This window comes from Rhodobacter sp. 4.3.4, from assembly GCF_058724655.1.
Window position 1 is genome coordinate 3364064 of record NZ_CM178967.1, and the last position, 23609, is coordinate 3387672.

The following is a 23609-nucleotide window of genomic DNA, read 5'->3' on the forward strand; positions in this document are numbered from 1 at the left end:
CCGATCACTCCATCCGATTTCATCGGCGGCAATGCGATCATGCTGGCCGTCGCCCTGTTCCTGATCCTTTGCGTTTTCCTGGGCGTGCGGATCGTGCCGCAATCCGAAAAACATGTGGTCGAGCGTTTCGGCCGGTTGCGCGCCGTGCTTGGCCCCGGCATCAACTTCATCGTCCCCTTCCTCGACCGCGTCGCGCACAAGGTCTCGGTGCTGGAACGGCAGCTGCCCACCACGCGGCAGGATGCGATCACCGCCGACAACGTGCTGGTGCAGGTCGATACCTCGGTCTTTTATCGCGTCATCGAGCCGGAAAAGACCGTCTACCGGATTCGCGATATCGATGCCGCCATCGCCACCACCGTTGCCGGGATCGTGCGCTCGCAGATCGGGCAGATGGAGCTGGACACCGTGCAGTCGAACCGGTCGCAGCTGATCACCCATATCCGCGACAACGTGGCGAATGTCGTCGATGACTGGGGGATTGAAGTCACCCGGACCGAGATTCTCGACGTGAATCTGGACGAGGCGACCCGGGCGGCGATGTTGCAGCAGCTGAACGCCGAACGGGCGCGGCGCGCGCAAGTGATGGAGGCCGAGGGTCGCAAGCGGGCGGTCGAACTGGCCGCCGATGCCGATCTTTACGCCGCCGAACAAGCCGCCAAGGCGATCCGCGTCACCGCCGAGGCCGAGGCTTTCGCGACCTCGGTGATTGCCGAGGCGATCGCGAAGAACGGTATCGAGGCGGCGCAATATCAGGTGGCGCTGAAACAGGTCGACGCCGTGGCCAAGGTTGCCGCGGGCGCGGGCAAGCAGACGGTGCTGCTGCCGACCTCGGCGCTTGAAGCCTTTGGCGAAGCCTTCAAGATGTGGAAGAAATGATTATGTGGTGGCAAGAACCCTGGGTCTGGGTGGTGGCAGCGGCGGTGCTGGGCGGCGCCGAGATGCTGCTGCCGGTCTTCGTCCTGCTTGGTTTTGCCGTCGGGGCGCTTCTGGTGGCAGGGCTGCTTTGGCTTGGGCTTCTGGGTGGCAGCTGGCCCGCGCTGATTCTGGTGATGACGGTTGCGGCGATCGCGGTCTGGCTGATCGCCCGCAAACTGGCCGGGGTCCGGGCGGGGCAGACCCGGATCTGGGATCACGACATCAACGAGAACTGAAAATCGTCACATTCAGAAACTGGAATTGATCTAGGTTCTGGACGACTCGCGGGCTGCGGCGTAGAGACGCAGGTGGCAAATCAGGAGAGAAGACATGTATGATGATTTCCCGCAAGAAGCGAAAAGCTTCAAGTACTTCCTTGTGAGCGTAAGTGTTTGTCTGGTGGGCCTTGTGGCCTGGCTGTCCTTCGCCCAGCCGATGGGTCTTGGACATGGGGCCGGGGCGGCGGAAGCCTCCACCCATCAGTGACGCCCGTCACATCATGCACGAAAACGGCGGCCCGGTCGGAGCCGCCGTTTTCGTTTTCAGCGCGGGAGGTCAGGCCCCGGCCATCTCGCGCAGGATCGCCTGGGCGGCGGCCTGCGGGTCCTCGGCCTGCCAGATCGGACGGCCGACGACCAGATGATCGGCCCCGGCGGCCAGCGCCGAAGCGGGCGTCTCGACCCGTTTCTGGTCGCCCAAAGCCGCCCCCGCGGGGCGCACGCCCGGGGTGACGATCAACTTGCCCGCCGCCTCGGGCAGGGCGCGGATCAGTGCCGCTTCCTGCGGCGAGGCGATGACGCCATCGGCCCCTGCCAGGAAAGCCCGCCCGGCCCGTTCGACCACCAGATCGGCCACGGCGCCATCGCGCAGCAGCGCGGCATCCAGATCGGCGCGGTCGAGCGAGGTCAGGATCGTCACCGCAAGGATCTTCAGATCCTTGCCCGAAGCCCCCTGTTTCGCCGCCCGCACCACATGGGGGTCGCCATGCACGGTCAGAAAATCGAGATCGAACTGCGCAATGCCACGCACCGCGGCTTCGACGGTCGCGCCGATGTCGAAAAGCTTCATGTCGAGGAAGATCTTCTTGCCCTGCTCGCCCTTCAGCTCATTCGCAAGCGCAAGCCCGCCGCCGGTCAGCATGCCAAGGCCGATCTTGTAGAAACTGACGCTGTCGCCCAGCTTTTGCGCCAGTTCCAGCCCCGCAAGGGCATTCGGCACATCCATCGCGACGATCAGGCGATCATCGGCGGGAAGAAGATCGGTCATGGCAGCCCTCCTGCGGTGCAAACGCCGGGGTTTTGCCCCTGATGCCGCAGGCGGTCAAGCGAATTGGCTCAGACGATGCCACCGCGCCGCCGGGCTTCATGGGTCAGCACCCGGACCAGACGGCGATGCCCGATGTCGGGGGCTGCAGGAACCCGCACCGGCACCCGCATCGGCGCCGGCAGGCCGGGAGAGAAGAATTCCACCACCGCCTCGAACTGACGAAGCGCGGCGTTGTAGATCAGGTGCGCAATGCGAATGGCGACATGGTGCATCGGGTGACCTCGCGTTTGGAACCCTCAGGATGAAGGTGAAGTCTTGGCGAATGGTTTCCAAGATCGCCTTTGCGCATTTTTTTCATCGCCCCGGCCGTTTCGGGCCTGGTCCCCCCCTTGAACGGGGAAATCTGCCCAACCACCTTTGCAACAAGACCCGGGCGCGGCGTGCCATGGTGGGCGCCAGAACCCCGGGGGCTTAACCAAGGAGACAGCCGATGAACATGGAGAAGTTCACGGAACGGTCGCGCGGCTTTTTGCAGGCGGCGCAGACCATCGCGATGCGCGAGGGGCACCAGCGTGTGGTCCCCGAACATCTGCTCAAGGCGCTGATGGATGACGATCAGGGGCTCTCGGCCAATCTGATCAAACGCGCCGGGGGCGAGCCCGCCCGGGTGCAGGAAAGCGTCGATCTGTTCGTCTCGAAACTGCCGAAAGTGTCGGGCGGTGACGGACAGGTCTATGTCGAACAGGCGCTGGTGCGCGTGCTCGACGAGGCCGAGAAACTGGCGACGAAGGCGGGCGACAGCTTCGTTCCGGTGGAGCGGATGCTGATGGCTTTGGCGATGGTGAACACCCGCGCCAAGGATGCGCTTGATGCCGGGGCGGTGACGGCGCAAAAGCTGAACGCCGCGATCAACGACATCCGCAAGGGCCGCACCGCCGACAGCGCCAATGCCGAGCAAGGCTATGATGCGCTGAAGAAATATGCCCGTGACCTGACCGCGGCGGCAGAAGAAGGCAAGATCGACCCGATCATCGGCCGCGACGATGAAATCCGCCGCACCATGCAGGTGCTGTCGCGCCGCACCAAGAACAACCCGGTGCTGATCGGCGAACCCGGCGTGGGGAAAACCGCCATCGCCGAGGGGCTGGCGCTTCGCATCATCAACGGCGACGTGCCCGAGTCCTTGCGCAACAAGAAGCTTCTGGCGCTCGACATGGGCGCCTTGATCGCCGGGGCGAAATACCGCGGCGAATTCGAGGAACGGCTGAAGGCGATCCTGAAGGAAATCGAAGCCGCGGCGGGGGAAATCATCCTTTTCATCGACGAGATGCACACGCTTGTCGGCGCGGGCAAATCCGAAGGCGCGATGGATGCGGCGAACCTGATCAAACCGGCGCTGGCGCGGGGCGAATTGCATTGCGTCGGCGCCACCACGCTCGATGAATACCGCAAATATGTCGAGAAAGACGCGGCCCTGGCGCGGCGGTTCCAGCCGGTGATGGTGAATGAGCCGACGGTCGAGGACACGATCTCGATCCTGCGCGGCATCAAGGAGAAATACGAACTGCACCACGGGGTGCGGATCTCCGATTCGGCGCTCGTCGCGGCGGCGACGCTGTCGCATCGCTACATCACCGACCGTTTCCTGCCCGACAAGGCGATTGACCTTGTCGACGAGGCGGCCTCGCGGCTGCGGATGGAAGTGGACAGCAAGCCCGAGGAACTTGATGCGCTGGATCGGCAGATCCTGCAGATGCAGATCGAGGCCGAGGCGCTCAAACGCGAGGATGACAGCGCCTCGAAGGATCGTCTCGAGAAACTCGAGAAGGATCTGGCCGACGTGCAGCAGCGCTCTGCCGAGATGACGGCGAAATGGCAGGCCGAGCGGGACATGCTTGAGGCCTCGCGTTCGGTCAAGGAGCAGCTCGATCAGGCCCGGGCGGCGCTGGAACAGGCCAAGCGCGAGGGCAATTTCGCCAAGGCGGGCGAGCTGCAATACGGCCGCATCCCGGAGCTGGAAAAGGTGCTGGCTGAGGCCGAGACGATGGCCGAGAGCAAGATGGTCGAAGAGGCCGTCCGCCCCGAGCAGATCGCCGAGGTGGTGGAACGCTGGACCGGCATTCCGACCTCGAAGATGCTCGAGGGCGAGCGCGAGAAGCTCTTGAAGATGGAGGAGGAACTGCACAAGCGGGTGATCGGGCAGGATGCGGCGATCACCGCGGTGGCCAATGCCGTGCGCCGTGCCCGCGCCGGGCTGAACGACGAGAACCGGCCCTTGGGCTCGTTCCTGTTCCTCGGGCCGACCGGGGTGGGGAAGACCGAACTGACGAAAGCGGTCGCGAATTATCTGTTCGACGACGACGCGGCGATGGTGCGGATCGACATGTCGGAATTCATGGAGAAACACTCCGTGTCCCGGCTGATCGGCGCCCCGCCCGGCTATGTCGGCTATGACGAAGGCGGCGTGCTGACCGAGGCGGTGCGGCGCCGCCCCTATCAGGTCGTGCTCTTCGACGAGGTGGAAAAGGCGCATCCCGATGTCTTCAATGTGCTGTTGCAGGTGCTCGACGACGGCATGCTGACCGATGGTCAGGGCCGCACCGTCGATTTCAAGCAGACGCTGATCGTGCTGACCTCGAACCTCGGGTCGCAGGCGCTCAGCCGTCTGCCCGAAGGCACGGACGGCTCCGAGGCCAAGGCCGAGGTTATGGAGGCGGTGCGGATGCATTTCCGCCCTGAATTCCTGAACCGTCTGGACGAGATGGTGATCTTCGACCGGCTGACGCGCGAGAACATGGACGGCATCGTGACGGTCCAGCTCAAGCGGCTGGAAGCGCGGCTGGCGCAGCGCAAGATCGCGCTGGTGCTGGACGAAGCGGCGCTGAAATGGCTCGCCGACGAGGGCTACGACCCGGTCTTTGGCGCCCGGCCGCTGAAACGGGTGATCCAGCGCGCGCTGCAGGACCCGCTGGCCGAGCTGATCCTGGCCGGGACGGTGAAGGACGGCGAGACGCTTCCGGTGACCGCCGGTCCCGACGGGCTGGTGGTCGGCGGCAAGGTCTCGGCCAGCCAGCGCGTCCAGACCGAACCGCGCGTGCTGAACTGATACGGGAGTGGGGGGCTCTGCCCCCCGCTTCGCTCCCCCCGGGATATTTGGGGCAAGGTAAAAGCATTGCCCTTTATCTTGCCTCAAATATCCCGGGGGTGAATTTTGGCGCAGCCAAAAGAGGGGGCAGCGCCCCCTCCCCCACGGCCGGGTCCTGCGTTAGGATCGATCACCATGCCCGCGCTTTGCCGTGATTGCCTTGCCACCTTCGACACCGCCCCCGCACGCTGTCCGCGCTGCGGGCGGCCGCGTCTGCTGCGCCATCCCGAGCTGTTCACCCTCTCCGTCGCCCATGTCGACTGCGACAGCTTCTATGCCTCGGTCGAGAAGCTCGATGACCCGAGCCTGGCCGACAAGCCGCTGATCGTCGGCGGCGGCACCCGCGGCGTCGTCACCACCTGCTGCTACATCGCCCGCATCGCCGGGGTCCGCTCGGCTATGCCGATGTTTCAGGCGATGAAGCTCTGCCCAGAGGCCGTCGTGCTGCGCCCGCGCAAGGACCGCTATGCCGATGTCTCCGCCCTGATCCGGGCGAAATTCGCCGCGCTGACGCCGCTTGTCGAACCGCTGTCGCTCGACGAGGCGTTTCTGGACCTGACCGGCACCGCCCGGCTGCATCATGCGGCCCCCGCCGTCAGCCTGGCCCGGGTGATCCGCGAGATCGAGACCGAAATCGGCGTCACCGCCTCGGTCGGGCTGTCGCACAACAAGTTTCTGGCCAAGATCGCCTCGGATCTCGACAAGCCGCGCGGCTTTTCGGTGATCGGGCGGGCCGAGACCGAGGCTTTCCTGCGCGACAAGCCCGCCTCGATCCTCTGGGGGGTGGGCGAGGCGACGCGGGCGGCGCTGGCGCGCGCGGGGCTGCGCAGCCTGGCCGAGATCCGCCGCGCCGGTCCCGAGACCCTGCAAAGCCGGTTCGGCGCCACCGGGCTGCGGCTTTACGAACTGGCGCAGGGCATCGACCGGCGCCGGGTCATCCCCGATGCCGAGATCAAGTCGGTCTCGCACGAGACCACGTTTGACAGCGACATGTCCGACCGCGACCGGCTGGCCGACATCCTGTGGACGATGTGCGAAAAGGCCGCCGCGCGGATGAAGGCGAAGGGGCTTGAAGGCCGCACCGCGACATTGAAGCTGCGGCGGGCGGATTTTTCCGCGCTCAGCCGTCAGGTGAAGCTCGAGGAACCTTCGCAGCTGGCCGACACGCTGTTTCGCGCGACCGAGGCGCTGCTGCGGACCCTGCCCGAGCCGGGGCCGTTCCGGCTGATCGGCGCGGGCTATTCCGACCTGTCCCCGGCGGGCGGCCGCGATCCGATCGGTGATCTGCTCGATCCGCAGGCAACGGCGCGGGCGGCGGCGGAACGGGCGGCGGATGCGATCCGGGCGAAATTCGGCGCCGATGCGATCCGGCTGGGCCGCGGCCTGACCAAAGGCTGATCACTCTGCCGCCAGCCGCGCCTCGCCGCGGATCAGATCGGCCAGTTCGACGAAGACCGCGCCGATGGCCTGGGCGAAACGGTCGAAGGCGGGCAGCGGTTCGATCCGTTCCTCGTTCATGTAAAGCGCCCGGGCGATCTCGATCTGCACCACCTCGACCCCCTCGGCGGGGCGGCCATAGCGCTGCGCCACATAGGCGCCGGCGAAGGGGCTGTTGCGCGCCACCCGCAGCCCGGCGCGGCGAAAGGCCTGTTCGACGGCGAGACTGGTTTCGGCCCGGGCCGAGGCGCCGAAGCGGTCACCCAGCACGATATCCGGTCCGGGACTGCCGCCGCTGGCGGCCTCGCTCGGCATCGAATGGACATCGAACAGCAGCACCCGGCCGAATCGGGCATGGCGGTCGCGCAACAGCTCGGAGAGCTGGCGGTGATAGGGGCGCCAGATTCGGGCCAGCCGGTCCTCGGCCTCGGCGCGCGGGATCTTGCCGCGGAAAATCTCGCGGCCACCGGCGACGACGCGCGGAATCACCCCCAGCCCGGTCAGCACCCGCGCCCCGCCCGAGCCCCGGGCCACCCCCTCGATCAGCGCCGGGTCCAGCTCGTCCTCGGCCCGGTTGAGATCGACGAAAGCGCGCGGATAGACCGCCTCGATCAGCGTTGCCCCGGCCTGTGGCACCTGCGTCAGAAGCCTGTCGACAAAGGCATCTTCCGAGGAGCGCAGCCGCAAAAGGTCAAGCTGGGCGCGGCGGGTGAAATCGGCCGGGTAGAAGCGGCCCGAATGCGGCGAGGCAAAAACGACCCCGGAGCTCAGCCTCTCGGGCAGGTGCAGACGATAGGGCTGGATCGATGCGGAAACCTCGGCCATGGGCCCTCCTTCGAAAGAAAGACTACACTGATTTCTTTTCCTGCCAAAAGGCCCTTGAAAGCCGGAACGACTCCTTTTATAGACCCCCAGACCGACGCGGTTGCAGTCAGGTTCCTTGCTTCGGACGGGAACGCGGCAGCAAACGGCGAAAGTTTCCGGGCGGTTAGCTCAGCGGTAGAGCACTACGTTGACATCGTAGGGGTCACTGGTTCGATCCCAGTACCGCCCACCATTCACCGCCCCTTCGGGGGCATTCGTTTTCAAGGCGCACGTCGCCGCGAACAGGAGAAGACCGATGAAGGTCCGCAACTCGCTCCGCTCGCTCAAGCAGCGTCATCGCGATTGCCAGATCGTGCGCCGTAAAGGCCGCGTCTACGTGATCAACAAGACGCAAAAGCGCTTCAAGGCCCGTCAGGGCTGAGGCCGCCTTCGAGCAGTTCAAAAGGCCGCTGGGGAAACCCGGCGGTCTTTTTCTTTGCGCTGGCCCGATTCTTTGCGCCGTTTTCAGGCGCCACCCCGATCGGCCTCAGGCAAGGCCGATCAGCTGCGGAATGTCCTTCAGATCGGCGATGATTTCTGCCCCGGCGGCGATCAGGCCCTCGGCATGGCCCTGCGGCGCATAGCCAAGGCAGCGCATCCCGGCCGCCTGCGCCGCCATCGCGCCGGGGCCGCTGTCCTCGATCACCACGCAGTCCGCGGGCGCGACGCCCAGAAAGGCCGCGGCCCGCAGGTAAAGATCGGGGGCGGGTTTCGGGCAGCCCAGATCCTGGCCGGAAAACAGCCGATCCTGCAGCCGCGCCCAAAGCGCCGGATGACGGCCAAGGCTCGCCTGCATCTTCGCGCGCCGCCCGTTCGAGCCGACGGCATAGGCGATCCCCGCCGCATCCAGCCGGTCAAGAAGCGATTCGACGCCCGGCATCAGCTCTGCCCGGTCGCGCAGCAGCGCATAAAGCCGGTCGTGGAAATCCTCGCACCAATCGGGGCCCAGCCCCGCGCCCATGCCATTGGCCACCGTCCGCACCCGCTCCAGCGTGCCGCCCAGAAACAGCGCCTCCATCTGGGGCAGGGTCAGATCCAGACCATGCGCCGCCAGATCTTGCTGCAGCGCGAGGAAGGTCATCGGCTCGCTGTCGACCAGCACCCCGTCGCAGTCGAACAGAACGGCTTTCACGCTCATGCTTGCATCCGGGCCAAGGTCACGACGGTGTCGCCATAGCGGCGCTGGTCGATCTGGCTCAGCGGTTCCGGCACCACGGGGGCGGTGTTTTCCTCCCACACGACCATCGCGCCGGGGGCGATCCAGCCGTTCGACAGGCAAGATGCGAGGGCCTTTTCCCCCAGCCCCATGCCATAGGGCGGATCGAGAAAGACCAGCCCGTAACCGGCACCGCGGCACGGCCCCATGTTCGTCGCATCGCGCCGCCAGATGTCGGTCACGCCCATCGCCCGCATCAGCTCCACATTCTTGCGAAGCAACACCCGCGCCGCCGTGCCCTCATCGACAAAGGCCACCCGGGCGGCCCCGCGCGAGAGCGCCTCGAGCCCCAAAGCGCCGGTGCCCGCGAACAGATCCAGCACCCGTGCCCCCGGGATCGGATTGCCATGGGTGCCGTTGATCAGAAGGTTGAAGATGCTTTCGCGCACGCGGTCGGTGGTCGGGCGCAGATGCGCGGCCATGTCGCCCTCGCCCACCTCGGCCAGTTTCAGGCCCCGCTTCTCTCCGCCGATGATTCTCATGCCATCAGCGCCTTCAGATCCGCGGCCCCGGCCACCTGTTCGGGCGTCACCGCCTTGCCCGCCTCGATCAGCCGCTTGCCGATCATATAGGCGCGCGGCGCATCCAGCGCATCGACGGCAATCAGACGGCCTTCGCGGAAATACCAGAACGATTGTCCCTCCGCGGTGCGGGTCACCACCCGGTCATGGCCGGTGCAAAGCCCCGCGATCTGCAGCTTCGAGGAAAACTGATCCGACCAGAACCACGGCTTCGGCCGATAGACCTTGCCCGCGCCCAGCATGTTTTCCGCCACCAGCTCGCCCATGTCGATGGCATTGCCGACCGATTCGATCCGCATCCGCCCCTCCGGCCCCGGCAACGCGGCGCAATCGCCCGCCGCCCAGATGGAGGGGTCCGAGGTGCGGCCCTGCGCATCGACCGCGATCCCCTCGTCAATCGCCAGCCCCGCCGCTTCGGCCAGATCGGTGCGCGGATCGACCCCGATACCGACGACGATGAAATCGGCAGGCAGGATGCGGCCATCGGCCAGTTCGACGCCGCGCACCCGGCCCTCGCCCAGAATGCGGGTGATGCCGATATCTTCGAGGATCTCGACCCCATGCGCCCGGTGCATCTCGCGGATCGCAGCGGCCGTCTCGACGCCCGCCACCCGGCGCAGGATGCGGGCGCGGGTGTGGACAAGCTTCGCCGTCAGACCGCGCTTGCAGGCCACCGCCGCCGCCTCAAGCCCGATATAGCCGCCGCCCACCACCACCAGATTGCGCCCGGGCACGAATTCATCCGCCATCGCCTGGGTGTCGGCCAGATCGCGCAGGGTGTAGATGCCCGAAAGCCCCCCGGCCCCCATCCCGGGGGGAAGGCGGCGCGGCACCGCCCCGGTGCACAGCGCCAGATGGTCATAGCTCAGCCGCTCGTCGCCGATCAGCACGGCTTTCGCGGCGCGGTCGATGCCGGTGACCCGGGTGCCCACCCGCAAAGTCACCCGGTTCGCCGCATACCAGTCGTCACCGCGCAAAGTCAGCCGTTCGAGCGGCATCTCGCCCAGAAGATAGGCCTTCGACAGCGGCGGGCGCTGATAGGGGGCCACCGGCTCCTCGCCCAGAATGGTCACGTCGCCCGCGTATCCCAAAGCCCGGGCCTTCGCCGCCAGAGAGGCCGCCGCCTGCCCGCCGCCCACAATCACGATGCCGCTCATGCTCTTCCTCTGGTCATGTCCCTTCCCGCCCCTATATCCCTGATGCACAGCCCGTGCCAAGCGAAGGGAGAACGCAATGACACTGACGGTTGGAGAGAAACTTCCCGCGGCAACGCTTCTGAAGATCGGCGCCAATGGCCCCGAGGCGGTCGATCTGGCGGCGCTGACCGCGGGCCGCAAGGTGGTGATCTTTGCCGTGCCGGGCGCCTATACCGGGGTCTGCACCACCGCCCATGTGCCCAGCTTCATCCGCACGAAACCGCAATTCGACGCGAAGGGCGTGGACGAGATCCTCTGCGTCTCGGTCAACGACCCCTTCGTGATGGCCGCCTGGGGCGAGGCGACGGGGGCCACCGCCGCCGGGATCACCCTGCTCGCCGATGCCGAGGCCGCCTTCACCAAGGCGATCGGCATGGCCTTTTCGGCGCCGCCGGTCGGGCTGATCGACCGCTCGGCCCGCTATGCGATGCTGGTGGAAGACGGCGTGGTGAAAGTGCTGCACCGCGAGGAAAGCCCGGGCGTCTGCGAGCTGTCGGCGGGCGAAGGCCTGCTCGCGGCACTCTGACCCAAGGCCGCAAGGGCGTATTTGGACCAGGAAAAGCCCGCTGCCTTTTTCCTGGACTAAATACGCTCTTCTTCCCGATAAGGGCCAAGCTCCGCCAGCGCATCGGCTTCCTCGGCCACCGCCGCACGCTCCTGTTCCAGATACTCCGCCACGGCCTGACGAAAGCCGGGATGCGGGATGTGATGCGCCGAATGCGTCAGCACGGGCAGGTAGCCGCGCGCCAGCTTGTGGTCGCCCTGCGCCCCCGCTTCGACCCGGGCAAAGCCCTGCGCGATCGCCCAGTCGACCGCCTGATGGTAACACAGCTCGAAATGCAGGAAAGCGTGGTCCTCAAGGCAGCCCCAATAGCGGCCATATAATGTATCGCGCCCGATGAAATTGAGCGCCCCGGCCACGGCGCGGCCATTCTTTTCCGCGATGATCAGAAGAACCTCGTCGCGCAGCGCGGGCAGCGCGTCAAAGAAGGCGCGGGTCAGATAGGGGCGGCCCCATTTCCGCGCCCCGGTGTCGAGGTAAAACGCCCACATCGCCTCCCAGTGGCGGTCCTCGATCGCCGCGCCACTCAGCGCCCGGATCGTGCCGCCAAAATCCTGCGCCCGCGCGCGTTCCTTGCGCAGCGCCTTGCGCTTGCGCGAGGCCAGTGTGGCAAGGAAATCCTCGTATCCGCCATAGCCGCGATTTTCCCAATGAAACTGCACGCCGGTGCGATGCAGCCAGCCTGCCGAGGCGGCCGCCTCGGCCTCCTCCCGGGTGCAGAAGGTCAGATGCGCCGAGGAATGGCCGCCCCGCCGCGTCAGTTCCGCCATCGCCTGCAAAAGCGCGGCCTGCCCGATCTCCTCCTGCCCCGGTCGGCACAAAAGCCGCCGCCCGGTGACGGGGGTGAAGGGCACGGCGCCCTGCAGTTTCGGGTAGTAGCTGCCGCCCGCGCGATGCCAGGCCTCGGCCCAGGCATGATCGAAGACATATTCGCCCTGCGAATGGCTTTTGCGGTAAAAGGGCGCGACGGCGATCACCGCCCCCGCATGCCGGGCCAGCAGATGATGCGGCGTCCAGCCCGTGCCCGGACCGACCGAGCCCGAGGCCTCGAGCGCCGCAAGGAAGCGATGCGTGGTGAAAGGATCGCGGGGGCGGCCGCCATCCGCGGCCTCGGGGCAGGCGCAGGCATCCCACTCCGCCGCCGGAACCGAGGAAATCCCTGCCAGAACGTTGACTTCGACGCTGTCCAAGAGATCCCCCCGCCTTTTCCCAAAAGTGGGGCGCGGGGGGAAAGGGTCAAGCGTCGTAGCCCTCGAAGGTGATATTTTGCGCGATCTTGCGCGCCTCTGCCTCGGCCTTTGGCGTGCGGATCGTCCAGCACAGGATCGCCGCGCCCTGCGCCTTCAGCGCCGCCACCCGCGGCGCGCCCAGATCGGCGGCCTCATGCGAAATGAAGGAGGCCTCCACCCGTTCGAAATCGGGAATGCCCGCCAGATGCGCGCGTACCTTTGCGGGCAGAAGCGGCCAGTCGGCGGCGGCATAGGCCGAAGTCGTCAGCCCCACCGGCACGCCGGGCAGATGCCGGTGAAAGGCCGCCACCGCATGCGGGTTGAAGGACATCACCGCCACCGGCCCGGCATAGCCCGCCAGAACCTGCGCCGTGGCGGCCTCGAGCGGGCCGACATCTGGCCCCATCGCGCCATCCTGATCCTTGATCTCGATGAGCAGCGGCACCCGGCCATCGACGATTTTCAGCACCTCGGCCAGCGTCGGAATGCCCTCGTCCCCGCCCGAAAGCGGGATCTCGGCCAGCTGCGCCGCGGTCAGCCCGCGCAGCCGGCCCGGAACCCCGGTCAGACGGCGCAGGTCGTAATCGTGAAACACCATCGGCACGCCATCGGCCGAGGGCTGCAGATCAATCTCGATGCCGTAGCCCGCAGCCACCGCCGCCCGCACCGCGGCGCGGCTGTTTTCCGGCCGCCCGGCGGCACGGTCATGCAACGCGCGATGCGCGATCGGACGGGTCAGGAAAGCCGCGGGCAGGGGCTGCATCATTCCACCTCGAAGATCGCCTCGATCTCGACCGCGACGCCGAAGGGCAGCGAGGCCGCCGAAACGGCGGAACGGGCATGACGACCGGCCTCGCCGAAGACCTCGACCATCAGATCGGAACAGCCATTCACCACCTTGGGCTGGTCGGTGAAATCGGCAGTCGAATTGACGAAGCCCACCAGCTTCACCACCCGCTTGATCTTGTCCAGATCGCCCACCGCGGCCCGCGCCTGCGCGATCAGCGCCAGGCCACAACGACGGGCGGCGGCGGCGCCCTCTTCCACGCTCATGTCGGCGCCCAGCTTGCCCTTGATGAAGCCGTCGGGACCCGCGGAGACCTGCCCCGAGACGAAGATCTGAGTGCCGCTGCGCACAAAGGGCACGTAATTCGCCGCCGGGGCCGGGGCGTCGGGAAGCGTGAGGTTGAGCGCGCTCAGACGCGCTTCGATTGCGGAGGCCATGGAATCCCCTTACCAGTTGATATGCGTGCGAAAGTCATCCAGCAAGCTGCGCCAGATGTCGATGGTGTCGGTGAAATTCTTGCCCCCCACCCCATCCTTGTCGAGGTTGACATCATATTCGATCACCGCCGTGCCATCGCCCTCCAGATAGGCGCGGCCAAAGCGGGCCTTCCGGTTCCAGCTGTTCACCATGGCATATTTCAGCGGTTCCGGGGGCAGGAACGCCGCCGAAAACGCCACCGAGGTGCAGTCCCGCGCCCGCGTGCAGCCATAGAAATAAACGTCGAATTTCGTGTCATCGACAGAGCTTGAGAGCATCGGATCGCCCTGATCGTCGGTGCCGGGCTGCGCGGTCAGCCCGTAGTCCTGCAGGAAGGCCGCCACCACATCCGGGTCGGCCATGACCTGCGCCTGCGCGGGCAGCGCGGCCAGCAGGGCAATGACAGCAGGGACGAGCGGACGGATCATCGGGGCCTCCTGCCCGCAAGGATTGTCCGATTGTCCCCTCCGCATCAAGCCCCGTCAGGCCACCAGCTGCTCGGCCTTCTTCAGATCGACCGAGACCAGCTGGCTGACCCCCTGTTCCTGCATCGTCACGCCGAACAGCCGGTCCATCCGGCTCATCGTCACCGCATGGTGGGTGATGATCAGGAAGCGGGTGTCTGTGCGCCGGGTCATCTCATCGAGCAGATCGCAGAACCGGGTGACGTTCGCGTCATCAAGCGGCGCATCGACCTCGTCGAGCACGCAGATCGGCGCCGGATTGGCCAGGAAGACGGCAAAGATCAGCGCCATCGCGGTCAGGGTCTGCTCGCCCCCCGACAGCAGGCTGAGGGTGGACAGCTTCTTGCCCGGCGGCTGGCACATGATTTCAAGCCCCGCCTCCAGCGGATCATCGCTTTCCACAAGTTGCAGACTGGCCGAGCCGCCGCCGAAAAGATGGGTGAAGAGCGTGCGGAAGCTTTCGTTGACCTGTTCGAACGCGGTCAAAAGCCGCTCGCGCCCCTCGCGGTTCAGCCCGGCAATGCCCGAACGCAGCTTGCGGATCGCCTCCTCCAGATCGGTCTTTTCCTTGGCCAGCCCGTCATGTTCGCCCTGCACCTCGCGCAGGTCTTCCTCGGCGCGCAGGTTGACCGCGCCCAAAGCCTCGCGGGCGCGTTTCAGCCGCGCGACCTCGATTTCCAGCGCCTCGGCAGCGGGCATCTTGCCCGGGTCGGCGCCCAGCGTGTCGAACAAAGCCTGCGGCGTCAGATCCATCGCCTCCGCGATCCGCTCGGCGGCATGGGCCTGGGTTTCGCGGGCGGCATCCAGCCGCGCCTCGGCCCGGGCCTTGCCCTCGCGCGCCTCGCCAGCGGCGCGTTCGGCATCGCGTTCCGCCATCTGCACCTGGCGCAGCGCCGCCTCCGCCTCGGCCAAACGGTCCGAAGCCGTTGCCCGCCGCTCCTCGGCGGTCTCGATCGCCGCATTCAGCTCGTCGCGCTTCGCCGCCAGCTCCTCGGGCGCGGCGGCGGCATCTTCCAGCTCGCCCACCGCCTCCTCGCGCCGCGACGCAAGTTCGGCCGAGCGTTTCTCGGCCGTTTCCAGCCGGTGCCGCCAGCCCGAGATTTCCTTGGTGATCTCCTGCCGCCGCCGCAGCCGGGCCTCGCCCTCGCGGCGAATCTCGTCATGGCTCGCTCGGCGGGTCAGCATCGTCACCCGCGCGGCCTCCACCGTCAGCTTGATCGCCTCGACCTCGCTGCGCGCGGCGTCAAGATCGGGCAGCGCCGCCAGCTGCGCCTCGGCCTCGGCCAGCGCAAGCCGCGCCGATCCGGCCTCGTCGCCGTAGCGTTTCACCGCCATCCGCGCCGATTCAAGCTTGCCCGCGGAAATCGAGCGATCGGCTTCGGCGCGCGACAGCGCCCGCCCCGCCTCGGCCAGCCGCGTATCCGCCGCCCGGCGGGCCTCGCGGGCGCGGGCATCGGCCGCCGTCGCCTCGGCCAGGGTCCGGCTCAGCGCCTCATGCGCCTGCCGCGCCCCCTCGGCCCGGGCCGCGACCTCTTCCAGATCGCGCTTGAGTTCCACCAGACGGTTGAGCTGGCGCAGCCGCAGCGCCGCCGCCGTCGGCGCATCCTCGGCCCCGGCGCGGAAGCCGTCCCAGCGCCACAGATCACCGGCAAGCGACACCAGCCGCTGCCCGGGCGCGAGCATCGGTTGCAGCCGCGCGCCCTCGGCGGCATCGGCCACCAGCCCGATCTGCGCGATGCGACGGCGCAGCACCGCGGGCACCTCGACATGGGCGGACAGCGGCTCGACGCCCGCGGGCAAGAGCTGCACCGCCTCGTAATCGGGCAGCACGCCCCAGCCGGACCGCGCCCCCGCCTCGACCTCCGGCGCGCGCAGATCATCGGCCAAAGCCGCGCCCAAGGCCGCCTCGTAACCGCTTTTCACCCGCACCCGGTCCAGCAGCTGATGCCCGCTCGCCGCCTCGCGCTCCACCAGCCGGGCCAGCGCCGCCACTTCGGCCCGCAGCGCCCCGGCCTCGCCCTCGGCCTCGGAGCGCACGGCCCGCGCGGTGCTTTCCCGCGCCTGCACCAGACCGCGCGCCTCATCCGCCGCGATCAGTGCCTCCTCGGCGGCCTCGGCCTGATCCTGCGCCTCTTCCTGCGCAGTCTGCGCGGCCTCAAACGCCTCCTCGGCCCGCTCCAGCGCTTCGGCCGCGGTCTCGGCGGCATCGGAGGCCCGCGCCGCCTCGACCTCGGCCTTGGCCACCGTCGCGCGATTGTCCGACACGAGCCGCGTCACCGAGCCATGCCGCGCCGCCAGCCGCGCCACATCCTCGGTGCCCTCGCTCAGCAGCGCCTCGCGCTCGGCCAGAACCGCCGCCGCCTCGGCCGAGGCTTCGGCCGCCGCGCCCAGCTTCTCCTCCTGCCCCTCGGCCGCTTTCAGCAACTGGCCCATTTCCCAATCCAGCCGGGCAATGGTTTCGCCCGCATCGCGGTTCAGCCCGGCCTCGCGCTCCATGTCGCGGTCCAGCTGCGCGATGCGCGATTTCAGACTGTCGATCCGCGCCGCCGCCTGCGCCTCGGCATCTGACAGCGCATCGCGTTGCAGCATCAGCCGTTGCAGGATCGCCCCGGCAATCGATTCCTCCTCGCGCAAGGGCGGCAGGGCGTCTTCCTGCGCCACCCGCGCCTTGGCCGCCGCGCGCGAGGCCAGTTCCGCCTGCGCCGCCCCCATCATCGCCGAGCGCAGCGCGTTTTCCGCCTCGGCCCGGGCCAGATCGGCCTCGCGCCAGCGGCGATACAAAAGCATCCCCTCAGCCCGGCGCAGATCATTGCCGATCTCGCGATAGCGCACCGCCTGCCGCACCTGCCGCGACAGCGCGGCCAGCTGCGTGCCCAGCTGTTCGAGCACATCATCGACCCGGGCCAGGTTCTGCTCTGCGCCCGAGAGCTTCAGTTCCGCCTCGTGCCGCCGCTGATAAAGCCCGGAAATCCCCGCGGCCTCTTCCAGAATCCGGCGGCGGGCTTTCGGCTTGGCATTGATCAGCTCGGAAATCTGCCCCTGCCGCACCAGCGCCGGGCTGTGCGCCCCGGTCGAGGCATCGGCAAACAGCATCTGCACGTCGCGGGCGCGGACATCCTTGGTGTTGACCTTGTAGGCCGAGCCCGCATCGCGGGTGATCCGGCGCACGATTTCCAGCACATCGCTGTCGTTGAAGCCCGAGGGCGCCAGCCGCTCGCTGTTGTCGATCGACAGAGAGACTTCCGCGAAATGCCGCGCACCGCGGGTGGCGGCCCCGGCAAAGATCACGTCTTCCATGCCGCCGCCGCGCATCGCGCTGGCGCGGGTCTCGCCCATCACCCAGCGCAGCGCCTCAAGCAGGTTCGACTTGCCACAGCCGTTCGGCCCCACGACGCCGGTCAGGCCGTCGTGGATCACAAGGTCGGTCGGGTCGACAAAGCTCTTGAAGCCGTTCAGTCGCAGGCGGGTGAAACGCAAGGGGCACCGATTCCAGATTGAGGGTCCGCCAGTTTCGGTTTTGCCACCGGCCAAGTCAACGCCACCCCCCTCACCTTCCGGCGAGGCGGCGGGCTTATCCACAGAAACAGGGGTTTTCGCTTGCATGGCCGGGCGACAGGCTTAAACTGGTTCTAAATTATGACCAATATCGGGAAATACCCCATGGTGGCGGCTCTGGCGATCCTTCTGGCGTTCCAACTTGCGGGCGAGGTGCTGTCGCGCGCGGGGCATTTGCCGCTGCCGGGGCCGGTTCTGGGGATGCTGGGCATGGTCGCGGCGCTTTCGGCCAGCGCGCGGCTGCGGGCGATGATCCAGCCGGTGGCGCAGGGGGTGCTTGGCCATCTGTCGCTGTTGTTCGTGCCAGCGGGCGTGGGGGTGGTGGCACATCTGCCGGTGCTGGCCGCGCAGGGTCCAGCGCTGGCGGTGGCGCTTGTCGCCTCGACGCTGCTGGCCATCGTCGTCGGCGCGCTGACCTTTACCCTTGTCGCGAAACTGGTGCGGAGCCTGCCCGATGACTGATGCGGCGCTGATCTGGTCCTATCTTGCCTCGCAGCCGCTTTTGTGGCTGACGGCGACGCTGTTTGCCTATTGGGCGGGCGACAGTCTCTATCGGCTGGCGCGGCGCAATCCGGCGGCCAATCCGGTGCTGCTGGCGGTGATGTTTCTGGCGGTGCTGCTCGGCGTCACCGGCACGCCCTACAGCGACTATTTCGAGGGCGCGCAATTCGTTCATTTCATGCTGGGTCCGGCGACGGTCTGTCTGGCCGTGCCCTTGCAGGCGAACCTGAAGGCGATCCGCAAGGCGGCTCTGCCGATCATCGCGGCGTTGCTGGCGGGGTCGTTCACCGCCATCGTCTCGGCCTTGGCGATTGCGAAGATGTTCGGGGCCGAGGCCGGGCTTCTGGCGACGCTCGCGCCGAAATCGGCGACGGCGCCGGTGGCGATCGGGATTTCCGAGGCTTTGGGCGGGCAGCCGACGCTGACCGCGGTTCTGGTGCTGTTGACCGGCATGATCGGGGCGATTTTCGTGACGCCGATGCTGAACGGGCTGGGGCTGCGGGACTGGCGCGCGCGCGGCTTTGCGACCGGGGTGGCGGCGCATGGGATCGGCACGGCGCGGGCCTTTCAGGTGCATGACACGGCAGGGGCTTTCGCCTCGATCGGGATGGGGCTGAATGCGGTGCTGACGGCGTTTCTGGCACCGCTGGTGCTGCCGTGGTTCCTTTAGCCCTTTGCAGGCTTGTAGGGCGCCATGCCCGCCCGGGCCAGCTCATCGGCGCGTTCGTTTTCCGCATGCCCGGCGTGGCCCTTGATCCATTTCCAGACCACCTGATGACGGGCCTGCGCCGCATCCAGCCTTTGCCACAGATCGACATTCTTCACCGGCTTCTTGTCCGCCGTCTTCCAGCCGTTGCGCTTCCAGCCGTGCATCCAGCTTTCGATGCCGTTCTTCACATAGGCCGAGTCGGTGGTGATCGTCAGCGCGGTGGGCCGCGTCAGCGCCTCAAGCGCCGAAATCGCCGCCATCAGCTCCATGCGGTTGTTGGTCGTATCGGCCTCGCCGCCGGAAAGCTCTTTTTGCTTCAGGATCTTGCCATCGGCCATCGCGCGCATCAGCACGCCCCAACCCCCCGGCCCCGGGTTGCCGCTGCAGGCCCCGTCCGTCCATGCGTAAAGATCGGCCATCACGCGCGCTCAAACGCCAGGCGGACGCCCAGCGCCGCGAAAGAGGCCGCGAAGGCCCGCCGCATCCAGGCCATCACCGCCGGGCGGCTCAGGATCGCCTGACGGCCAGAGGCCGCCAGCGCGGTATAGAACAGGAAGGTCAGGAAGGTGAGGACGGCAAAAACGACGCCCAGTTCCGCCATCACGAAAGGACCGTCATTCACCGCCATGAATTGCGGCAGGAAGGCCACGAAAAAGAGCGGCAGCTTCGGATTGAGCAGGTTGAGCACGATCCCCCGCCAGACCAGCTGCGCCACCGATTGCGGCGCGGCGGCCTCAAGCGCCAGCCCGCCGGTGCCCTTCAGCGTGCCCCAGGCCATGTAAAGCAGATAGGCCACGCCCGCATATTTGATCGTCTGAAACAGCAGCGCCGAGGTGTGCAGCACCGCCGCAAGCCCCCCCAGCGCCACCGCCAGATGCACCAGCGTCGCGATGGTGCAGCCGAGCGAGGCCCAAAGCCCGGCCCGGAACCCCTGCCCCAGCGTCGAAGAGAGCGTGTAGACAACCCCGATCCCCGGAACCAGACAGACGATGAAAGCCGTGAACAGGAACTCGGGGGACATGATGCCTCAATTGTCGTGGCGGAAGATCCGCGGTGTCTTGAACTCTATCCGCTCTTTCGCGGTTTCGACAAGCTCTACCGTCAGATCATAGCGCTCGCGGAAGGCCGCGATCACCTCGTCGACCAGCACCTCGGGGGCCGAGGCACCCGCGGTCAGGCCCACTTTCGTCAGCCCCTCGAGCGCCTCCCATTGGATCTCGGAGGCGCGTTCGACCAGATGCGAAACGGCGCAACCGGCGTTCCGCCCCACCTCGACCAGACGTTTCGAGTTCGAGGAATTCGGTGCCCCGATCACCAGCAGCGCCTCGATCTTCTCGGCCAGCACCTTCACCGCCGCCTGACGGTTCGTCGTGGCGTAGCAGATGTCATCCTTGCCCGGACCGACGAGCGCGGGGAACCGCGCCTGCAGCGCCGCCACCACCTCGGCGGTATCATCGACCGAAAGCGTCGTCTGGGTGATCCAGGCGAGTTTTTCCGGGTCGCGCACCTCAAGCTTGGCCACATCGGCGGCGGTTTCGATCAACAGCACCTCGCCCTCGGGCAGCTGGCCCATGGTGCCGATCACCTCGGGGTGGCCGGCATGGCCGATCATCACGATCTGCAGACCTTCCTCGGCATGGCGTTCAGCTTCCAGATGCACCTTGGAGACCAGCGGGCAGGTCGCATCGACATAGATCATGTTGCGCCGCTCGGCCTCGGCGGGGACCGTCTTCGGCACGCCATGCGCCGAAAAGATCACCGGCCGGTCAACCGGACATTCGTCCAGCTCCTCGACAAAAACCGCCCCTTTCGCCGCCAGCGTGTCGACCACGAATTTGTTGTGGACGATCTCGTGGCGCACATAGACCGGCGCCCCCCATTTCTCGAGCGACATCTCGACGATCTTCACGGCCCGGTCGACGCCCGCGCAAAAGCCACGGGGGGCGGCAAGGTAAAGGGTAAGGGCAGGTTTCATGATGCGCTCCGTATTCACGGGTCCAGAGGTAATGCCGCGCAGCCCCGCCGTAAAGTGCGACCCGTTTACGCCCAGCGCACCTCGCCCAGAAAGATGTAGCCCGCGCCGTAGATCGTCTTGATCAGCCGCGGGTTCTTCGGGTCTTCGCCCAGCTTCGTGCGCAGCCGCGAGATCCGCACATCCATCGCCCGGTCGAAACTTTCTCCCGCCGCGCCGCCCAGGCTTTCCTGCATTTGCGCCCGCGAAATCAGCCGGTTCGGGCTTTCCAGGAACAGCCGCAAGACCTCTCCCTCGGCATGGGAAAACGGCGTCTCGACGCCACGCGCGTCGATCAGCACATAGCGGTCGAAGGCCGCCTTCCAGCCCGCGAAGACCGCCACCTGCGCCGCCGGTGCGGCTTCGGAGCGCGGACGGCGCAGACGGGCGCGGATGCGGGCCACCACCTCGGCCGGATCGAAGGGCTTGATGATGTAGTCATCGGCGCCCAGTTCCAGCCCCGTCACCCGGTCCTGCACCTGCGCGCGGCCCGAGATGATGATGATCGCCGCCCCCGATTCGAGCGCCAGCCGATGCACCAGCGCCAGACCGTCGCGGTCGGGCAGGCCCAGATCGACCAGACAGACATCGGGCTGGCTGCGCTTCAGCCCGGCCTCGAATTCCGTCGCCCGGGCATAGGCGCTGGTGCGAAACCCGGCTTCTTCCAGCGCATCAACCAGCATGCGGCGGATCTCGGGTTCGTCGTCCAGAACGGCGACAAGCGGGGCTTGCGAATGGGTCATCGGCGCACTCCGGCGATCAGCGCGGCCAGTTCCGCCGCGACGAAGGGTTTTTGCAGCACCGGACAGGGCGCGGCGGCGCGCAGCCGACTGCCCGGCGGCAGCGAGGTCATCAAAAGCATCGGCACCCGGCCCGACAGATGATGCGCAAGGTCGATCCCGGTGCCCGTTCCCGCCAGCTGGATGTCCGACAGCACCAGCCCGATTTCCGGCAGCGCAGAGAGCGCCTCGGCCTCGTCAACGCTGCCCGCCTCCAGCACCGAATGGCCAAGGCCGCGCAGCATCTCGCGCACCGAAAGCCGGATGTCGGGGTCATCCTCGACCAACAGAACCAGCATCGGCGTCGCATCGGTTTCCGCCAGACGCAAGGGCAGGCGCAGGGTCACGCAGGCGCCCGGCTCGCAATTCTCGATCCGCACCGTGCCGCCCGCCAGTTTCGTCTGGTCATAGACCATCGACAGCCCAAGGCCAGAGCCCTGCCCGCCCTTGGTGGTGAAGAACGGATCAAGCCCATGGGCCAGGGCCTCGGGGGAGAAACCGGGGCCGGTGTCGGTGACATGGATCTCGACCCAGGTGTCGCGCACCGGATGGGCGGCAATGCGGATTGCCCCGCCCTTCGGCCCCATCGCATCGCGGGCGTTCAAAAGCAGATTGAGCAGGCTGTCCTGCAGCGGTCCGGGGTCCAGCACGATCGGCGCGGCCAGACCCTCGATATCAAGATCGACCAGCACCGCAGGGCCCAGCGTCGGCGCCGCCATCGTCACCAGATCGGCGATCAGCGCGGGCAGGTTCACCGCCTGCGGCCGCAACTCGCGCTTGCCGGAAATCGCCGCGATCCGGTCCAAGAGCGTTCCCCCCCGCCGCGCCGCCGACAGCGTCGCGCGCACCGCATCGCGGCCCTCGGGCGGCAGGCCCTCAAGGCGCATCAGCCGCCCCTGCAGCCCGAGGATGATCGTCAGCAGATTGGCGAAATCATGCGCCATCCCCGAGGTGATCTGCGCCGCCAATTCACGTTTGCTGGCCTGTGCCAGCGCCGCCCGGGCCTGGGTTTCCGCGGTCACATCGGTCGACAGGATATAGACCCCCTGCACCCCGTTGCCTGCCCCCCGATCGGGCGTCAGCGCGATGCGGATGCGCCGCCCCGAGGGGTCATGGGTGATCTCGATCACATTCGCCTCGCCCGCGAAGGCGCGCTCGAACCCGGGCAGGATGCGGCGGAAGGTGTCCTCGCCCAGAACCTCGGCGGCGGTATGGCCGACCGGATCATCCCGCGAGCCGGGCATCACCGAGGTCACGCGCCGGTTCGAAAACGTATAGACGAAATCCGCCCCCATATGCGCGATATGGGCGGGCATCATTTCGGTGACCTGCCGGATCCGCGCGGCGGTGCGGCGCAATTCGCGCTGCGCCTCCTCCAGCGCGGCATTCGTCGCCGCCAGCTCCCGGTTCGCCGCCGCCAGCTGCGCGGCATGGGTCAGAACCTGTTCCGACAATTCCTCGGAGCGGGCATGCAGCAGCGCCTCCTGCCGCTTCGTCTCGGTGATGTCGGTATAGACGGTGATCCAGCCGCCCTCGGCCAAGGGGGCGCCCTCGACCGCGATGGTCCGGCCATTGGCGCGCTGCCGCTCCATGTAATGCGGGGTGAAGGTCCGCGCCTGCTCGACCCGTGTCGCCACCCAGGCGTCGATCTCGCCCACGGCGCCGTAATCGCCGCGCTCGGCCAGCCAGCGGATCGTGTCGGCAAAACTGGTGCCCGGCTCGGTCAGATGCGGGGGCAGGTCGAACATCAGCTGATACTGCCGGTTCGAGACCGCCAGCCGCAGATCGCTGTCAAAGATCGACAGCGCCTGCCCGATCAGATTGAGCCCCGCCTGCGTCAGCCGTGCCCGCGCATCCTCGGTCATCTCCCGTCCTCCCCGCCCCATCGCTAGCACCTTCTGCGCGCTTCGCAAGCACCGGATTCAACCGGAAAGGATTCGCAAGATTTGGGTAAAAGTCCGGAAACTATTCA

The 23609-nt window shown here is 67.3% G+C and carries 25 protein-coding genes and 1 tRNA gene; 10 read left to right on the forward strand and 16 right to left on the reverse strand.

The annotated features are described in order from the left end of the window. Positions 1-3: 3 nt before the first annotated feature. From AC4PTB_RS16685 to AC4PTB_RS16695, 3 genes are all read left to right on the forward strand, one after another. A complete protein-coding gene (locus AC4PTB_RS16685; protein ID WP_492192652.1) occupies positions 4-879 on the forward strand; it encodes an SPFH domain-containing protein in 876 nt (291 codons plus the stop codon). Between the two features lie 2 nt (positions 880-881). Then, entirely contained in the window at positions 882-1154 is a 273-nt protein-coding gene (locus AC4PTB_RS16690; protein WP_492190976.1) for an NfeD family protein, read from the forward strand. Between the two features lie 94 nt (positions 1155-1248). Further along, on the forward strand, positions 1249-1404 hold the full coding sequence (locus tag AC4PTB_RS16695; protein WP_492190977.1) for a hypothetical protein: 156 nt from the start codon (positions 1249-1251) through the stop codon (positions 1402-1404). Between the two features lie 69 nt (positions 1405-1473). Here the strand turns inward: AC4PTB_RS16695 and pyrF are convergent, their stop codons facing one another. Further along, complete coding sequence (gene pyrF, locus AC4PTB_RS16700) at positions 1474-2184, reverse strand: orotidine-5'-phosphate decarboxylase (protein ID WP_492190978.1); 711 nt, start codon at positions 2182-2184, stop codon at positions 1474-1476. Between the two features lie 68 nt (positions 2185-2252). After that, complete coding sequence (locus AC4PTB_RS16705) at positions 2253-2456, reverse strand: hypothetical protein (protein ID WP_492190979.1); 204 nt, start codon at positions 2454-2456, stop codon at positions 2253-2255. A gap of 218 nt (positions 2457-2674) precedes the next feature. On the opposite strand from AC4PTB_RS16705, the gene clpB reads away from it, so the two are divergent. Both clpB and AC4PTB_RS16715 read left to right on the forward strand, forming a co-directional pair. Beyond that, positions 2675-5290: an ATP-dependent chaperone ClpB gene (gene clpB, locus AC4PTB_RS16710; protein ID WP_492190980.1), complete on the forward strand. Its 2616-nt coding sequence runs from the start codon at positions 2675-2677 to the stop codon at positions 5288-5290. A 174-nt stretch (positions 5291-5464) separates the two neighbouring features. Beyond that, positions 5465-6727: a DNA polymerase IV gene (locus AC4PTB_RS16715; protein WP_492190981.1), complete on the forward strand. Its 1263-nt coding sequence runs from the start codon at positions 5465-5467 to the stop codon at positions 6725-6727. On the opposite strand, the gene AC4PTB_RS16720 is transcribed toward AC4PTB_RS16715, so the two are convergent. Continuing rightward, positions 6728-7591, reverse strand: a complete 864-nt coding sequence (locus AC4PTB_RS16720; protein ID WP_492190982.1) for an N-formylglutamate amidohydrolase — start codon at positions 7589-7591, stop codon at positions 6728-6730. A gap of 157 nt (positions 7592-7748) precedes the next feature. Between AC4PTB_RS16720 and AC4PTB_RS16725 the strand changes: the two genes are divergently transcribed. Together AC4PTB_RS16725 and ykgO are read left to right on the forward strand one after the other, a co-directional pair. Further along, a tRNA-Val gene (locus AC4PTB_RS16725) sits at positions 7749-7823 on the forward strand. A gap of 63 nt (positions 7824-7886) precedes the next feature. After that, positions 7887-8012: a type B 50S ribosomal protein L36 gene (gene ykgO / locus AC4PTB_RS16730; RefSeq protein ID WP_013069105.1), complete on the forward strand. Its 126-nt coding sequence runs from the start codon at positions 7887-7889 to the stop codon at positions 8010-8012. Positions 8013-8117: 105 nt separating this feature from the next. Here the strand turns inward: ykgO and AC4PTB_RS16735 are convergent, their stop codons facing one another. The 3 genes from AC4PTB_RS16735 to AC4PTB_RS16745 are packed head-to-tail and all read right to left on the reverse strand — an operon-like array spanning position 8118 to position 10524. Next, the gene (locus AC4PTB_RS16735; RefSeq protein WP_492190983.1) at positions 8118-8768 is read right to left on the reverse strand and encodes an HAD family hydrolase; all 651 of its coding nucleotides are present in this window, start codon (positions 8766-8768) and stop codon (positions 8118-8120) included. Further along, positions 8765-9328, reverse strand: a complete 564-nt coding sequence (gene rsmD, locus AC4PTB_RS16740) for a 16S rRNA (guanine(966)-N(2))-methyltransferase RsmD (RefSeq protein ID WP_492190984.1) — start codon at positions 9326-9328, stop codon at positions 8765-8767. Before rsmD ends, AC4PTB_RS16735 begins: the two co-directional genes overlap by 4 nt. Beyond that, positions 9325-10524 carry an NAD(P)/FAD-dependent oxidoreductase gene (locus tag AC4PTB_RS16745; protein ID WP_492190985.1) on the reverse strand — a complete coding sequence of 400 codons (1200 nt, stop codon included), beginning with the start codon at positions 10522-10524 and terminating at the stop codon, positions 9325-9327. The genes rsmD and AC4PTB_RS16745 overlap by 4 nt, the downstream gene beginning before the upstream one ends. 76 nt (positions 10525-10600) lie before the next feature. Between AC4PTB_RS16745 and AC4PTB_RS16750 the strand changes: the two genes are divergently transcribed. After that, positions 10601-11089, forward strand: a complete 489-nt coding sequence (locus tag AC4PTB_RS16750) for a peroxiredoxin (RefSeq protein WP_492190986.1) — start codon at positions 10601-10603, stop codon at positions 11087-11089. 56 nt (positions 11090-11145) lie between these two features. Here the strand turns inward: AC4PTB_RS16750 and AC4PTB_RS16755 are convergent, their stop codons facing one another. Genes AC4PTB_RS16755 through smc form a run of 5 tightly spaced genes read right to left on the reverse strand, consistent with a single transcriptional unit; the run spans position 11146 to position 17559 of the window. Further along, complete coding sequence (locus AC4PTB_RS16755) at positions 11146-12315, reverse strand: GNAT family N-acetyltransferase (protein ID WP_492190987.1); 1170 nt, start codon at positions 12313-12315, stop codon at positions 11146-11148. 46 nt (positions 12316-12361) lie between these two features. Next, positions 12362-13120, reverse strand: a complete 759-nt coding sequence (locus AC4PTB_RS16760) for a glycerophosphodiester phosphodiesterase family protein (RefSeq protein WP_492190988.1) — start codon at positions 13118-13120, stop codon at positions 12362-12364. Beyond that, positions 13117-13578 carry a RidA family protein gene (locus AC4PTB_RS16765; RefSeq protein WP_492190989.1) on the reverse strand — a complete coding sequence of 154 codons (462 nt, stop codon included), beginning with the start codon at positions 13576-13578 and terminating at the stop codon, positions 13117-13119. Before AC4PTB_RS16765 ends, AC4PTB_RS16760 begins: the two co-directional genes overlap by 4 nt. Before the next feature lie 9 nt (positions 13579-13587). After that, positions 13588-14046, reverse strand: a complete 459-nt coding sequence (locus AC4PTB_RS16770; protein ID WP_492190990.1) for a YbjN domain-containing protein — start codon at positions 14044-14046, stop codon at positions 13588-13590. A 54-nt stretch (positions 14047-14100) separates the two neighbouring features. Further along, positions 14101-17559 (reverse strand): chromosome segregation protein SMC, encoded by a 3459-nt coding sequence (gene smc, locus AC4PTB_RS16775; protein WP_492190991.1) that lies wholly within the window; start codon positions 17557-17559, stop codon positions 14101-14103. Between the two features lie 159 nt (positions 17560-17718). Between smc and AC4PTB_RS16780 the strand changes: the two genes are divergently transcribed. Next, on the forward strand, positions 17719-18099 hold the full coding sequence (locus tag AC4PTB_RS16780; protein WP_492190992.1) for a CidA/LrgA family protein: 381 nt from the start codon (positions 17719-17721) through the stop codon (positions 18097-18099). Next, the gene (locus tag AC4PTB_RS16785; protein ID WP_492190993.1) at positions 18092-18808 is read left to right on the forward strand and encodes an LrgB family protein; all 717 of its coding nucleotides are present in this window, start codon (positions 18092-18094) and stop codon (positions 18806-18808) included. Before AC4PTB_RS16780 ends, AC4PTB_RS16785 begins: the two co-directional genes overlap by 8 nt. Here AC4PTB_RS16785 and rnhA read toward each other — a convergent pair. From rnhA to AC4PTB_RS16810, 5 genes are all read right to left on the reverse strand, one after another. After that, complete coding sequence (gene rnhA / locus AC4PTB_RS16790; RefSeq protein ID WP_492190994.1) at positions 18805-19266, reverse strand: ribonuclease HI; 462 nt, start codon at positions 19264-19266, stop codon at positions 18805-18807. The genes AC4PTB_RS16785 and rnhA overlap by 4 nt on opposite strands. Beyond that, positions 19266-19868 (reverse strand): LysE family translocator, encoded by a 603-nt coding sequence (locus AC4PTB_RS16795; protein ID WP_492190995.1) that lies wholly within the window; start codon positions 19866-19868, stop codon positions 19266-19268. The genes rnhA and AC4PTB_RS16795 overlap by 1 nt, the downstream gene beginning before the upstream one ends. Positions 19869-19874: 6 nt before the next feature. Continuing rightward, entirely contained in the window at positions 19875-20825 is a 951-nt protein-coding gene (gene ispH, locus AC4PTB_RS16800) for a 4-hydroxy-3-methylbut-2-enyl diphosphate reductase (RefSeq protein ID WP_492192653.1), read from the reverse strand. A 62-nt stretch (positions 20826-20887) separates the two neighbouring features. Next, positions 20888-21601, reverse strand: coding sequence for a response regulator transcription factor (locus AC4PTB_RS16805; RefSeq protein WP_492190996.1), 714 nt, complete (start codon positions 21599-21601; stop codon positions 20888-20890). Further along, positions 21598-23502, reverse strand: a complete 1905-nt coding sequence (locus AC4PTB_RS16810) for a PAS-domain containing protein (RefSeq protein WP_492190997.1) — start codon at positions 23500-23502, stop codon at positions 21598-21600. Before AC4PTB_RS16810 ends, AC4PTB_RS16805 begins: the two co-directional genes overlap by 4 nt. Positions 23503-23609 lie beyond the last annotated feature (107 nt).